Consider the following 15,462-nt stretch of genomic DNA (forward strand, 5'->3'; position numbering starts at 1 on the left):
TCGGGAGCGATCGTCGCGGCGGGCCTCGGACCTGGATTATCGCCGTTCGGGGACGGACAGGGCAACGGCCGAGGCGGATTCGCGGGCCGCCGCCGGGCCGGGCGACGCCGACTCGGATGGGCGAAGGCGGACGACTTGTCAACGAAGACGGTCGGAGGTTAGCCTGGGGGCGTCCGCTCGGCGTCCCGGGTCGGCGCGAGCCGGCGATGAGGATTCGGGACGCATGCCGGGGACGAGCGATCGCCCGGCCGGGCCGAGGAGGCGCATCATGTCGGTCGGCGATCCTTCGGTGCGGGAAGAGAGCCAGCTGGCCGACTTCCTCAGGCGCATCCAGCAGGGCGACGAAGGGGCCGCCCGCGAACTCCTCCAGCGTTACGAGCCCGAGGTGCGGCTCGTGGTGCGCCGGCAGCTCCCGAGGCTCCTGCGGTCGCGGTTCGACTCGCTCGACTTCCTCCAGAGCGTGTGGGGGAGCTTCTTCCGGCGGATGCGCGACGCGCCCACCGATTTCGAAGATTCGCGGCACCTTGTCGCCTTCCTGGCCCGGGCTGCGAAGAATAAGGTGATCGACGAGTATCGCCGCGCCGCCAGCCTGAAGAACGACATGCACCGCGAGGAGCCCCTCTGGGGGGACGGCCGACGCCCCAAGGACGTCGCCGACCCGATCGACTCGCCGAGCGAGGTGGCGCAGGCGCACGAGGTGTTCGATCGCCTGCACGCGCTCTTGCCCGAGGAGCGCCGGACGATCCTGGAGTTGAAGGCGCAAGGGCTTTCGAGCAAGGACATCGGCGACCGCCTGGGGATCAGCGAGAGGACCGTGCAGCGGGTGCTCGAGGAGCTCAGGCGGCGCATGGAGTCGGAGTGGGAGCCGGCCGGATGAGCGTAGGCGCCTGGGGGCGGACGTGGGAGGACGCCTCGACACCCTCCGCGGCGCGCCTGACAAGACGGTACGAGCAGGCCTGGCGCGAGGCCGAGGCCTCGGGCTCGCGGCCCGACCCGCGGCTCTTCCTCTCCGGCTGGTCCGAGCCGGGAGGGTTCCCCGGGGCGAGGCTGGCCGTCCTGCGCACCGACATGTCGCTGCGGTGGGAGGCCGGCCAGCGGGCCTCGGCCGACTGGTACGTCAAGCACTTCCCCGAGCTGGGCGAGGACACGATCGTCGCCCTGATCTACGAGGAGTTCTGCCTGCTCGAAGAGGCCGGCGAATCGCCCGAGGCCGACGCCTTCCTCGCCCGGTACGCGACGCTCGCCGACCCGCTGCGGCGGGTGCTCGACATCCACCGGCTCGTCGGCACGGCCTCGACGTCGGCCCTGTCGCAGGGATCGGCCCTGGCGGGCGCGGGCCACGACACCTGCCCGCCCCCCCGGTTCCCCGAGGCGGGCGACGCCATCGCCGGCTTCCAGCTCGTCGAGGAGCTGGGCCGGGGCTCGTTCGCGCGGGTCTTCCTGGCGCGCGAGACCCAGCTCGCCGACAGGCTGGTGGCCCTCAAGTTGAGCCTGCGGGGCTCGCGCGAGCCCCAGACGCTGGCGCGGCTCCAGCATACCCACATCGTCCCGGTCCACTCGCACCGGGTCGACTCGGCGACGGGCCTGCACCTGCTCTGCATGCCCTATTTCGGCCGGGTCACGCTGACGCGGGTGCTCGCCGAGGTGGAGCGCGCCGGCGGCGGCGAGCCGCCGACCGGCCCGGCGCTGGTCGAGGCGCTCGACCGCCTCGAGCCGAGCGACGGCGCGCCCTCGGGCCCGTCGGCGGGGCGGATGGAGCTGGCCGGGCGGACCTTCCCCCGCGCCGTGGCGTGGTGGGGCGCGCGGCTCGCCGAGGCCCTGGGCCACGCCCACGACCGGGGCGTGCTGCACCGCGACGTCAAGCCGTCGAACGTCCTGATCGCGGCCGACGGCACGCCCATGCTCCTCGACTTCAACCTGGCGCACGAGACGCCGGCCGCCGACGAGCCGGGCCGGGCCGCGGCGAGCCTGGGGGGCACGGTCGACTACATGGCGCCCGAGCACCTGGAGGCCCTGGCCGACGCCCGCGGCGACCACGTCGACGCCCGGTCCGACATCTTCTCGATGGGCGTCATGCTCTTCGAGGCCCTGCTCGGCGCCAAGCCGTTCGCCGCGCCCCGGAAGCACGGCTCGATCGTCGAGGCCCTGCTGGGCGCGGCCGACGACCGCCGCCGCGACCCCCGGGGCCTCTTCACCGCCGAGGTCGCGGCCCCCGCCCCCGTGCAGGCCGTCCTGGAGCGCTGCCTGGCGCCCGACCCCGAGGACCGCTACCAGTCGGCCGAGGAGCTGGCGATCGACCTCCAGGCGGTGGCCGACGACCTCCCCCTGGCCTTCGCGCGCGAGCCGATGTGGAGCCGGATGGCGCGGCGGGTGCGGCGGAACCGGCTGCGGTTCGCCACCGCGGCCGTGATCCTGATCTCCTGCGCGGCGGCCGGCGCGGCGGCGATCAACCTGAGCATCGAGCGGACCGATCGCTACGCGCAGGCCCGGCTGCGGCTGAAGAGCGGCGACGAGTTGATGAAGAAGCGCGAGTTCGACAAGGCGGTCGTGCAGTTCGAGGCCGCCCTGCAGTTCGCCGAGGGCTCGGAGCAGGGATTCCTCGGCCGCGTCTTCGACTGGCGGAACATCCGCGACCTGGCCGAACGCGCGCGGGTGCGGCTCGCCGAGCCCGACGCCCACAGCGACCTGGAGCGGATGGAGGAGGAGGCCCGGCAGAAGGTCAACCTCGCCGACCGCTCGGCCACCAAGCGCCAGCAGGCCGCGGCCATCCACGCCGCCTCGGAGGGCCTGCGGATGCGGTTCGTCGGCGTCGGCGAGGGGCGAGCCGCCGCGGCCGAGGAGCTGCAAGGGCTGTTGAAGCCCTTCTACGTCCTCGGGCCCCACGACTGGACCGGGCTCGACCACAACCTGAACATGCTCGACGCCGCGGAGCTGGACCGTCTCAAGTCCGAGGTCGACGAGCTGCTCTTCCTGTGGATGGTCGGCGTCGAGTCGTCGCTGCCCCCCGCGGGCTCGCGCGGCGGCCCGGACCAGGCCAGGAGCGCCGCCGCCGCGATCGAGATGTGCGACAAGGCCCTGAAGTTCGTCAGCCCCGCCGGCCCCTGGCGCGAGCTGAAGCGGCGTTTCGAAGCCCGCCGCGACGGTCGACCCGCGTCCGCGCCGGGGGGCCTCGCCGCGTCCGGGACGGGCGCGGCGGAGCCGCCGATCGCCGAGGAGCGGTCGGCCCTGGCCTGCTTCCAGTGGGGGCTGCTGCATTCCAGCCGGCGCGAGCCCGGCCCGGCCATCCAGTGGCTCCGCCGCGCCGTGCGGATCGACGGATCGAACTACTGGTACCAGTTCTACCTCGGGTTTCTGGAGGACGAGGCCGGCTTCCCGGACGAGGCCCTCGATCACTACAGCGTGGCGGCGGCCGTGAAGCCCGACTCGCCGTGGGTCCTGTACAGCCGCGCCCGGCTCTATCACAAGAAGGGCCGGTGGGCCTGGGCCGTCGAGGACCTGGGTCGGGCCCTGACGCTGATGGGCGACCGCCCGGAGGCCTCGCGCGTCCGCCTGGAGTTGGGATACGTCCACCAGGCGCTCGGCGACTTCCCCCGGGCCCGGGCGCGATACGGCGAGGTGATCCGGGCCGAGCCCGGGGGCGACCTGGCGAGGGCCGCCCGGCTGAACCTGGCCAACATCGACGCCGAATCGGGGGACGTCGAACGCGCCCAGGACGGCTACGGAGAAGTGCTCGCTCTCAAGCCGGGCGACTCGGCGGCGCGGCTGAGCCGGGCGTTGCTGGACCTCCGCGTGGGCCGCGCCGAATCGGCGGCCTCGGCCCTCGACGTCCTGCTCGGCGACGAGAAGCGCGGCCCGGAGCGGAGCGACCTGCTGGCCACCCGCGCGGTGGTGCGGATGATGCAAGACCGCGACGCCGAGGCGGTCGACGACGCCCGCGAGGCCCGCCGGCTCGATCCGACTCCGGCTCGCGACCGCCTGGTCGAACGCACGCTGCTGGCCGCCGGCCGATTCGACGAACTCCAGCTCGACCGCCCGGAAGAGCTGGCGATGTTCCCGCTCGGCGGGGCGCACCTTCGCGCCGACCTGGTCGCCGCCGAGCGGCGGATCGCCCAGGCGGCCGCAGCCCGCCCCGAGTCGACCTACCGGGCGCAGCTGACCCGCGCCGTGATCCTCTCGGCCCTGGGCCGCCACGGCGAGGCCTCTCAGGCCGCGCGAGGGGCGCTGGCGGCTTCGAATCAGAACTCGGCCGACGCCCACCTCATCGCCGCCCGCGTGGCCCACCGGGCCGGCGACGCGCCAGGGGCCCGCCGCGAGATCCAGCTCGGCCTCCGGCTCGAGCCCGACGACCCGGGCCTGCTGGAGCTTCGGGGCGTCGTGCGGTGCCGGTCCGGGGATTTCCGGGCCGCCGTCGACGACCTGGAGCTCGCCGTCGCGCGATCCGACGGGGCTTTCGCGCACGCCCACAAGGCCGAGGCGTTGCACGCGCTCGGCCGGCTCGAAGAGGCCGTCCACGCCTGGACGTTGGCCATCCGCCGCGATCGCGAGATGCCGGCCGCCTACCTGGGCCGGGCGCGGTGCTATCTCGACCTCGCCTCCCCCTACACCGATCCGGCGCTCGTCGACCTGGAACAGGCCGCCGCCTGGTCGCGCAACGATCCCGCGGCCGAGGCCGGCGTCTTGCTGGCCTACGCCCGATGCCTCCGCGATCGCCCCGATCGGCTCCCGCGGTGGCTCTCGCTCCTGCGCCGGTCCGCGGGGAACGCCTGGAGCTACGCCCAGCCCTGGGCGCTCCTGCTCGCCTCCCCCGCTCGGGTCGACGTCGAGGCCGGCAAGGCGGGATGAGGCCGGCGGCGAGAGGCCGCGCCGGCTCGGGCCGTCGCTCCACCGCCTGCGTCGCAGGGAGCCCGCTCGGTGATGCTCAGCGGCCCTTCGGCTTGCGAAGTCCGGGGCGGCGGAGATGCGCCCTGCGCACCAGCTTCTTGCGGGCGAAGGCGACGAGGTCGGGATAGAGGGGGCCGGACGCCAGGCCCAGTCCGATCAGAAATCCCACGGCCCGGGTTGCGAGGCCGGCGCGGGCGATCTCGCCCTTCCTGGCGGCGTCGTCCGAGGTCGTGGGAGCTTCGAGCGCCTCCGCGAGCAGGGCCCCCTCCTCCGCCTGGCGCTGGAGGTTCGCGGCCAGGGCGTCGGCGTCTTGCTGAGAATCGTCCTGACGGAGGCCGGACACGACGACCGGCGCGCCGCCGGGGCCGCGGATCGTCATCATCGCCGAAGCGTGCCCGCCCGAGTTCTCGGCGAGATCCCCCGCCGACCGCCCCTCGCTGCGCAGCTTGATGCCGAGCATCAGGTCCACGTCGAGATCGGCCGCGAACGCGTCCACGGAGTCCCGGTCGGTCCGGCTCGCGCGGTCGGTGGAAGGCGTGGGATCGTCGGTGGAGGTCGCCAGGACCGGCCCCAGCGGGGCGGCCGTGCGCGAGACGAGCGGGCCGAGGAAGACCGAAGGCGTCTCCTCGTCGTCGCTCTCGAAGTCGGCGGAGTCCTTGTGCTGCCGGCCGTCGTCGGCGACGCGCGCGCTCGAGGCCGCTTCGGGATTCTGGGGAGTCGTCCCGCCGGGGGTGGCGACCGACACGCCCGTCCACGCGTCGCCCCAGACGACGGGGAGGGTGATGACGTACGAAGTCCCGGTCGACGAGGAACCCTGGGGCGAGACCGCCTTGGGCGACGCGTCGCTCCGCTGGACGTCGATGTGGAAAGCCGTGGCGTCCCACGTGGGGACGTCGCCGCCGCCGCCGCCGGCGTCCTCGCCCGTCGAGTCGGAATCGTCGCCCAGGTACGTGCCGGAATCGCCCGTCGACGGCACCAGCCGCACGACGAGCTGGCCCCCGGTCGGGGCCCCGTGCAGCTCGATGTAGAAGCTCTGGCCGGTGGCGTTCGACAGGAACGAGACGCCGTTGAGCGCCGCCAGGACCTCGCCCCGGGGGCCGATCAGGTACATCTGATCGATCCTGGGGACGAAGGACTCGCCCGCGCGGTCGGACCTCACGGCCAACGTCAGCATCTGGGTCGTCGGCCCGACCGGGATCCGGAACGAGGTCGAATCACGGTCGACCGCGAGGGTCCCGTCGTACGTGTAGTTCGCCGTCCACGGGATCTTGGGGAGGGCGGCCAGCTCTTCCGGGCTCGGCGGCCCGAAGGTGTTCGGGGGCGCCGGGAGGGTCGCGGGATCGGAGGCGGCCGAGGTCGTGGACGCCGGGGCGAATTGCAGCTCCCCGAGTGCATCGAATCCCGGACCGTCTTCGGACGACCTCGTATTGCCGGCCTGGTCTTCCAGGCGAATCCCCACCTTCGACGACCATGACTGCGTCGCGAATGCCAGCGGGCCGAACGCCGAAGGGGGGCGTGGAAAGCTGGCGTCGGCGTCGGATCCGGCCCAGGACCCGTCGTCGGGCGGCCTCGTCAGGAGCAGCGGGGCCGACGCCGAGACGCCGGTCGTCGCGTCGGGCGGCGACGGCCCGGTCACCTCCTCCGGCGCGGAGGTCCTCCCGGCTTCCGCGAACCGTGCCGCGATCATGGCGGCGACGTCGGCCGGCGGGGGCTTGGGAAGGAACAGGAAGCCCTGCATCGGAGGCTGAAACGCCTCCGCGTCCGCGTTCAGGAGCACGCGAGCTTCCAGGACCTCGAGGGCCCCGCGGCGAGGGGCGTTGCGACGGGGGATCGATTCGCGACGACGGTGCAGTCGGCGTCCTGCCAGGCGTAGTGTGTGCCATAATCCGTGCACGCGTGTCGCCACCATCGGTCTCCAACCGCATGATTCCGTCGCAGGGTAGGACCAACGACGGATTCTATTACTTCCTACCCGGCTGTCGAGCGCAGTTGCAAGGGGGGAACCGGTCCGAAACGGGGGCCGAGGGCCTTCGTCATCGAAATCGAGTCCTCGCCTTATGGAACATCCTCGAAATCGAGCGACACCCGGCGACAGGCGACCGAGAACTTTCCGGAAAATCGATCGAAACGTCCTCGGATCCCCGGGACGCCTGGGCCTCCGGCTCGAAATTTCCCGGCCGATCGCCCGTCCCGATTTCGGTTTCCTAAGAAGCCGCGGCCTGGGACGTTGAATTCCTCGGCGACCGCGAGGTATGACGAACCTCGGAGTGCCGGAACCGTGGGACCGGGGCGGGCGTCCAAGGGGTCGTCCCGTCTTCGATCCGAAATCTTCGTGCGTGTACGGGTGTCGTCGCCCCACCCGGCGGCGATCCTCTCTTGCCCTCACCTCGCGGAGGCCGATCTCGTGACGCCACGCCCTCTCCAACGGCTCGGGTTCGTGATGGTGCTGGCCTGTATCGCGGGGACGTCGACCGCGGCCGGCGACGAGGTGAAGGGGAGCCCGGCCCCCGCCGCGCCGGTCCTCCCCGGCGAGGTCGTCGCGGCGCTGCAGGAGCGGAAGTTCGCCGACGCCCGCGCGGCGCTCGTCTCACTTCGCGAGAAGGCGAAGGACGACGACGAGCAGGCCTACTTCGAGTTCCTCGCCGCGATCGCCGATCGCCTGGAAGGGCGTCGCGACCCGGCCCGCGAATCGCTCCGCAAGGCGATGGCCGCGCACCCGAAGAGCGTCTGGATCCCCAAGATCCGCTACGAGCTGGCGGCGCTGGAGCTGGCCTCGGGCGACCCCGCCCGCGCCGAGGAGCTGGCGCGGGCCTCGGCCGTCCCGCTGCTCGCCGACGAGCGCAAGGACCGCCTGGCCGACGTCTACAAGTCGTTCGCCCGCGGCCTGCTCAAGCCCGACGACCCCGTCACGCCCCCGGACCCCCAGGGAGCCCGGGAGCTGCTCATCCAGGCGCGGCTGCTCGCCAAAGGGGTCGCCTCGCGTGCCGACCTGACGGTCGAGATCGCCCGCGCCAGCCGGATCCTGGGCGACCATGCGCGGGCCGTCGCCGAGCTGGAGAGCCGACTCAAGGACTTCCCCGACGTCCCCGGCCGCTCGGCCGTGCGGCTGGCCCTGGGCGAGTCGCTCCGCGACGCCGGCCGACTCGTCGACGCCCGCCTCGCCTGGACGGACCTGGCGCGCGACGTCGAGAAGTTGAAGCCCGAGGCCCGGACCCCCGCGGACGACGACGCGCGGGCCCTGGCCCTCGCCCAGATCCCCTCGACCTTCGGCGTGCCCAATCCGCCCGACGACCAGAGCCTCGCCCTGGGCGTCGCGGCCCTGAACCGCTTCCTCGCCGCCCACCCCGCGCACCCCAGGGCCGTCCGCGCGGCGTTCGACGTCGGCCTCTCCTACGTGGCCCGGGGCCGGGGCGACGCCGCGCTCGCGGCCTTCGGCCGGTTCTTGAAGGGCGAGGGATACAAGGCCGATTCCGACGAGGCCCGCAAGGACCTGGCCGAGCTCTCGATGACCGCGACGTTCCTCACCGGCCGCCTCCTGCTGGATCAGCAGAAATTCGCCGAGGCCGCCCAGGCGTGGCAAGGCTACCTCGCCAAGTTTCCCAACGGCCCCCAGAGCGCCGACGCCCAGCGGGCGATCCTGGAGACCCAGCTCCAGAAGGCCGCGGACCTCCTCCGGCTGGGCCGATACGCCGACGCCCGCGCCGTCTGGACCGAGTTCGTCGCCCAGAACCCGCTCGACGCCCGCGTGCCCGAGATCCTCTTCCAGGTCGGCCAGAGCCACCTGCCGGAGAAGCAGTTCGACCAGGCCGTCGCCGCCTGGGCGACGCTCGTCGGCAAGTTCCCCGAGAGCGAGCCGGCGGGCCACGCCCAGTTCCTCATCGGCTCGATCCTGGAGGTCGAGAAGGGGACGCTCCCCGAGGCCGTCGAGGCCTACAAGAAGATCAAGACCCAGCCCTGGGCCGCCCAGGGCGCGCAGCGGATCGCCGTCATGGAGGCGAAGGCCCTGACGGTCGTCACCCCGCGCTCCTTCCGCAGCGGCGAGGGGCCGTTCCTGAAGGTCTCGACCCGGAACCTGGAGAAGCTGACGTTCACCGCGTACAAGCTCAACGCCGAGTCCTACTTCCGCAAGAAGCACGGCTTCGAGAACGTCGAGGCCCTCGACATCGGCCTGGTCGCGCCCGACGCCGAGTGGACCGAGGACGTCCCCGGCTACGCCCGTCTCAAGCCGGTCGAGGCCGATTTCGCCCTCAAGAAGCTGGAGACGCCCGGCGTCTACGTGGTGAAGGTGACGGACCAGAAGACCTTGCAGGCCACGACGCTGGTCGTCGCCAGCGACCTGGACGCGATCGTCAAGACGTCGCGCGAGCAGGTGCTCGTCTTCGCCCAGGACATGAAGACCGGCAAGGGCCGGCCCAACGCCAAGGTGCTCATCTCCGACGCCGGCCAGGTCGTCCTCGAGGCCGCCACCGGCCCCGACGGCGTGCTGCTCCACGACTGGTCGCCGCCGCGCGAAGGCGGCCGACGGCTGACCTACCTGCTCGTCGACGGCCCCCACGTCGCCGGCTCCAACCTGGGCGCGCCCGAGGGCGTCTCGCAGGGGATCGCCCCCCGCGCCTTCATCTATACGGATCGCCCGGCCTATCGCCCCGGGCAGACGGCCCAGATCCGCGGCGTCGTCCGCGAGGCCAAGTCCGGCCAGTACGCCAACGCCCCCGGCGCGGTCTATCGGTTCGAGGTGAGCGACGCCTCCGGCCGCCGACTCGCCTCCCGCGACGTGACGCTCTCGGAGTTCGGCACCTTCCACGAGTCGGTCCCGCTCGACTCCGCGGCGCCCGTCGGCGCGTACCAGGTCCGCGTCTTCCAGCCGGGCAAGAGCGACTTCTCCGGCTCGTTCGAGGTCCAGGCCTACCAGCTCCAGGCGATCGACGCGACCTTCGACCTGCCGAAGTCGGTCTACTACCGAGGAGAGGCGGTCGAGGCCGACGTGATCGCCCGCTTCCAGTACGGCGCTCCGGCCGCCGGCCGTCCCGTCGAGGTCGTGCTGCCCGACGGCCGGACGGTCCGAGGTCGGACCGACGCGACGGGCAAGTTCCACGTCGCCTTCACGACCGAGGGCTTCGCCGAGGAGCAGATGCTCAACCTCGTCGCCAACCTGCCGGAAGACGGCGTGCAGGCGGTCGCGGGCCTGGTGCTGGCGGTCCGGGGCTTCGCGATCCAGGTCGACACCGACCGCGAGGTGTACCTCAGCGGCGAGACGTTCGCCGTCCAGGCCCGCACCTCCGACGCCCAGGGCAAGCCCGTGGCGCAGGAGCTTTCGGCGGCGCTGGTGAAGATCCTCGACGAACATGGCCGCGTCGTCGAGCGCGAGGCCGAGCGAAAGACGTTCTCGACCGACGCGGCGGGCCGCGGCGGCGTGACCTTCCGCGCCGGCGACGACCGCGGGGGCCGCTTCCTGATCCGGGTCGCCGGGACCGACCGATTCGGAAACGCGATCGTGAAGGACCGGGCGCTGTACGTCTCGGGCCGTGACGACGAGACGACCCTGCGCCTGATCGCCGACCGGACCCGATTCAAGGTCGGCGAGCCGGCCAGGGTGAACCTCCACAGTCGCGGGCGGGCCGGCGCCGCCCTGCTGACCTGGGACGCCGATCGCGTCCTCTCGTACAAAATCGTGACCCTGGCCGACGGCGACAACGCCGTCGCCTGGGACGTCGACGGCCCCCATTTCCCGAACTTCACGCTCACCGCGACCCGGATGTGGGGCGACAAGCTCGACAGCGCCCGGCTCGACGTGGAGGTCGAACGCGAGCTGCGCGTGACGGTCGCCCCGACGAAGCCGCAGGTCGGCCCGGGCGAGCCCGTCGAGGTGGACGTCACGGCCGTCGACCAGCTCGGCCGGCCGGTCGCCGCCGAGCTGTCGCTGGCGGTCGTCGACCAGGCCCTCCTGCGGCGGTTCGCCGACCCCCATCCTCCGATCGGCCGGTTCTTCTACGACCAGGCCCGGATCGGGGCCTTCGCCGTCTGCTCGACCAACACGTTCCGCTACACGCCGGCCACGACCCCGGTCGCCCAGGCGATCGTCGACGAGGCCGATCGCAAGGCCGCGATGGTCTCCAACGCCGAGAGCCGGGCCGAGGTCCAGCGACGACTCGGCGAGATCACCCCCCCCGCCCTGAACACCGCGGGGGCCATGGGCGGCGGCATGGGCGGCATGGGCGGCGGCAGGATGGGCGGCGGCGGCATGCCCGGCGAGACGATCGCCGGCGTGAGGCTGGGCAGAGCCGTCGATCGGAAGCGACGGTCGCAGAACGGCGCCGTCGCGTCCGACGAGATCACTCAGAATGAGGATCTCGGAGTCGAGGATGTGGTCGCGGGCCAAAAGGCCAACTACAGGGCCCTGAGCACTCGGGCGGAAGGCTCGTTGGCCCTGTGGGGCGCCCTGTCCGAGGGCCGCGACGCCAAGGACTTCGAGGCGCCTTCGCCGCGCGATCGCCACGTCGAGACGGCCTACTGGAACCCGGCCGTCGTCACCGGGGCGGACGGCAAGGCGCGGGTGACGTTCGCTGCCCCCTCGGCCCTCTCGGAGTACAAGATCACCGCCCGGGGCGTCACAGGCGCCGACACCCTCGTCGGCGAGGCGACCTCGAGCGTGCAGGTCCGCAAGGACTTCTTCGTCGACCTCAAGGCCCCCCCCGCCCTGACCCAGGGCGACAAGCCGCGGTTCATCGCCCGGATGCATCACCTGGGCGTCGCCGGCCCCGTGGCGCTCAAGCTCGCGATCGCCAACGGCGGCCGGGAACAGGTGCTCCCCCGGACCGTCGAAATCAAGGGCGACGGCGTCGAGGAGATCCTCTTCGAGCCCATCGAGGCCGCCGACGGGCCGATGAAGCTGACGCTCACGGCGACGCTCGGCGAGCGTTCCGACAAGGTCGCCGCCGACGTCCTCGTGCGACCGTGGGGCGTGCAGGCCTTCGCGTCGGCCTCGGGTTCGAGCGGCGACGGGGCCACGGCCTTCGTCGCCCTGCCGCAGGGACGATCGTATGAGAACCCGTCGATGCGGATCGTCGTCTCGCCCAGCCTGGAGCGGATGATCGTCGAGCTGGCGCTCGGCGGCGACGTCCGTCCCCTGGGGGTCTCGTTCGAGCGGGCCGCGATCTGGACGTGCTTCCCGCCCGCGACCACCGCCGACCGCGCCGCCGACCTGCTGGCGGCGACCTCGGCCCTGGGCTACGTTCGCCGGGCCCGGCCCGGAGATTCGGGGGACGCCCGCCGGCTGGTGGGGCGGATCCAGGGACTCGTCTCGCAGTTGACCTCCTCCCAACGCGAGGACGGCGGCTGGGGCTGGATGGCGGCGGCCCCCGACCGGCCCGAGAACAACAAGCAGGTGGCGGGCGGCGACCGCTTCACGACGGCTTCGGTCTTCTGGGCGATCACCTCGGCCGAGGACCTGGGGCTGCTCCCCGACCCCGGCGTCTGCGACAGGGCGGCGGCCTGGCTCGAGGCGGCGATGAGCACGACCAACCCCCGCGACCGCGACGCCCGCGCGGCGATCCTGCACGCCCTGAGCCTGCGCAAGCGGGCCGGCTTCGAGGCCGCCAACAGCCTCAACCGCGAACGCCAGAACCTCTCGAACGGCGGCCTCGCGTACCTCGCCCTGACCTTCGCGAACCTGGGACGCCCCGAGCTGGCCGGCGAGGCCCTGGCCATCCTCGGCCCCCGCGCCAAGGTCGAGACGCCCGCGCCCGGACGCCGTCCGCGGCTCTCGTGGGAAGGGTCGGGCCAGTCGGCGGGGCTCCGCGCCACGTCCGAGACCACGGCCCTCGTCTGCCTGGCCTACGCCCGCAGCCGCCCGCAGGCGGCCGAGCTGGCCCAGGGCGTCGACTGGCTGGAAGCCCACCGGTTCGGACTGGGCTGGAACCCCCTGAAGGCCAAGGGGCCGGCCGTCGCCGCGCTCGCCGCGTTCCACGGCAAGGCCCCGGGGAGCGGCGACCGCTACCGGCTGACGATCACCGTCAACGACCGCAAGGTCTCCGAGATCGCCGTCGCCGACGCGGCGGAGGCGACCGAGATCGCCGTCCCGGCCGACGTGGTCAAGGCCAACGACGCCAACCGCGTCGCCTTCACCCTCGAAGGCCGCGGCACGTTCCACTACTCCGTGGCGCTGACGGGCTTCACTCGCGAGTTCGGCCCCGACCAGGACCGCAACAACCGCCCCGCCTGGGTCGATCGCCGGGTCTACTGGCCGACCGACCCCGAGCTGGACGGCAAGAAGCTCCCCGTCGGCTTCGGCGTCGCGGTCAACCCGTCGACCTTCGAGAACGTCGCCACCCAGGCGGCGCTCGGCGGCAAGGCCCGCGTCGGCCTGGTCGTCTGGCGCAACGTGCCCGACGACACCCCCGAGTGGGATCGCGACTTCCTGATCGTCGAGGAGCGCCTGCCGGCCGGGACGACGCTCATCGAGGGCTCGGTCGTCTCGTCGGCCGCCTCGTACACGCACGCCGACGGCGTCTTGACCTTCTACTTCGCGCCCGGCGTCAACCCCGGGGGCATCCAGTACGACGTCTACGGCTGGCTCCCCGGCCGTTACCGGACGCTCCCCGCATCCGTCCGCAGCGCCGACGAGCCCGGCAGGTTCCACGTCGGCGAGCCGGGCTCGTTCGGCGTCCTCGCGCCCGGCGAGCCGAACGACGACAAGATCCGCCCCACGCCCGACGAACTCTACGCCCGCGGCAAGGCCCTGTTCGACGCCGGCCGGTTCGCCGAGGCCGGCGCTGCTCTCGAAACCCTGTTCAACGACTGGACGCTCCGCGACGACGCGGCGAAGGACGCGTCGCGGATGCTCTTGCTCATCACCGTCGCCAACTACGACGCCCGCAAGATCGTGCGGTACTTCGAGATCGTCAAGGAGCGGTCGCCGGAGATGATCCTGTCGTTCGACCAGCTCCAGGTGATCGGCCGGGCGTACCGCGACATCGACGAGCACGAGCGGGCGATGATCGTCTGGCGGGGCCTGATCGAGGCCAGCTACGTCGAGGACGCCCGCGTCGGCGAGCTGCTCCGCCAGCGCGGCGAGCCTCTCGAGGCCGCGGCCTACCTCGTCGACCTGTGGCGGCAGTACCCCGACACGCCGTCGATCGAGACCGACTTCTTCGGCCTGTCCCAGGTCGTGGCCGACGCCGCCGCGCGGTCGATCGACGACCCGCTCCTGCGCCGCAAGATGGCCGCGGCCGGCTACACGCGGTCGGGCCTGCTCCTGCACGCGGTCCGCATGATCCAGACCTTCCTGGCGCAGTCGCCGACCAATCCCACGGCCGACGAGGCCAGCCTCGCCCTGCTTGGGGCGTTGCTGGAGCTTGAGGATTATCCCGCCGTCGTTAAGGCGGCGGCCCGCTACGCCGCGATGTATCCCAAGAGCACGTTCCTCGACAGCTTCCAGTACAGCCAGGCCCTGGCGGACTTCCACCTGGGCCGCAACGACGAGGCCGTGGTGCTGGCCGAGGCGATCGCCAAGGCGACCTACAAGGACGCGGCGGGCGTGGAGTCTCCCAGCCCCAACAAGTGGCAGGCGGTCTTCATCCTCGGCCAGATCTTCGACGCCCGCCGGATGCCGGGCCGGGCGCTCGAATACTACCGCCAGTCGGCCGAGCATTTCACGGACGCGGCGGACGCGATCGCCTACTACACCCGCAAGTCGCTGCACATCGAAGAGGTGACCGTGGTCCGACCGCCGGCCGAACCGATCGTGGCCGGTGGCGGGCTGCGAAACGTCGGCCTCGCGCCGGACGACCCGCCGGCCGGCGACGGGAAGGCCCGGATCAAGCTGACCTATCGCAACATCGCCCGCGTCGACGTGACCGTCCACCCCGTCGACCTGATGCAGCTCTACCTCGCCCGCCGCAACCTCGACGCCATCGCCGGCGTCGACCTGGCGGGGATCACCCCGCTGTTCGAGCAGTCGGTCTCGCTCGGGTCGGGCGACGACTACGAGGACAAGACGAGGACCATCGAACTCCCCCTGACGAAGAACGGGGCGTATCTCGTGATGATCCGGGGGGGCGACCTCTACGCATCGGGCGTCGTGCTCGTCTCGCCGCTCGAGGTCGACGTGCTGGAAGAGGCCGCGTCTGGCCGCCTCCGGGCCGTCGTCCGCGACGCCCGCTCGAAGGCCCCGGCGAGCCGCGTCCAGGTGAAGGTCGTGGGCGCGGCGGACCCCGAGTTCCGTTCCGGCGAGACCGACCTGCGGGGCGTCTACGCGGTCGAGGGCCTGCACGGGGCCGCCACGGTCGTCGTCCGGAAGGGGGCCTCCGAGTACGCCTTCCACCGCGGCGCGACGTACCTCGGGACCCCGCCGGAGGCCGCCAACGCCCCCGGCCAGCCCCAGGACGCGCCGGCCAAGCCGGCCGATCCGAACCAGGCCCTGGACGCCAACATCAAGTTGCTGAACCGGGGCAACAACCTCAAGCAGATCCAGCGGCTCCAGAACCGCTACCAGGTCGTCCCGCCCGAACAGGCCCCCGGAGCGGCCGCCGGCGAGTTCCGTTGAGACGCGACCGATGACGCGGCGACCCCGGCCCGCCCCGT

The 15,462-nt window shown here is 72.6% G+C and carries 4 protein-coding genes; 3 read left to right on the forward strand and 1 reads right to left on the reverse strand.

Features of this window, described 5'->3' with window-relative positions:
• Positions 1 to 268 precede the first annotated feature (268 nt).
• A complete protein-coding gene (locus PZE19_RS17895; RefSeq protein WP_277861995.1) occupies positions 269 to 877 on the forward strand; it encodes an RNA polymerase sigma factor in 609 nt (202 codons plus the stop codon).
• Complete coding sequence (locus tag PZE19_RS17900) at positions 874 to 4,842, forward strand: serine/threonine-protein kinase (RefSeq protein ID WP_277861996.1); 3,969 nt, start codon at positions 874 to 876, stop codon at positions 4,840 to 4,842. The genes PZE19_RS17895 and PZE19_RS17900 overlap by 4 nt, the downstream gene beginning before the upstream one ends.
• A gap of 76 nt (positions 4,843 to 4,918) precedes the next feature.
• On the opposite strand, the gene PZE19_RS17905 is transcribed toward PZE19_RS17900, so the two are convergent.
• Positions 4,919 to 6,658: a hypothetical protein gene (locus PZE19_RS17905; RefSeq protein ID WP_277861997.1), complete on the reverse strand. Its 1,740-nt coding sequence runs from the start codon at positions 6,656 to 6,658 to the stop codon at positions 4,919 to 4,921.
• 627 nt (positions 6,659 to 7,285) lie between these two features.
• Here PZE19_RS17905 and PZE19_RS17910 point away from each other — a divergent pair.
• Positions 7,286 to 15,424: an MG2 domain-containing protein gene (locus PZE19_RS17910; RefSeq protein ID WP_277861998.1), complete on the forward strand. Its 8,139-nt coding sequence runs from the start codon at positions 7,286 to 7,288 to the stop codon at positions 15,422 to 15,424.
• Positions 15,425 to 15,462: the final 38 nt, after the last annotated feature.

The organism is Paludisphaera mucosa (genome assembly GCF_029589435.1).
Lineage (GTDB): Bacteria > Planctomycetota > Planctomycetia > Isosphaerales > Isosphaeraceae > Paludisphaera > Paludisphaera mucosa.

Bases quoted from the DNA above. Each gene is read 5' to 3' on its own strand.
- PZE19_RS17895 (WP_277861995.1), top strand. From the start codon at position 269: ATGTCGGTCGGCGATCCTTCGGTGCGGGAAGAGAGCCAGCTGGCCGAC.
- PZE19_RS17900 (WP_277861996.1), top strand. From the start codon at position 874: ATGAGCGTAGGCGCCTGGGGGCGGACGTGGGAGGACGCCTCGACACCC.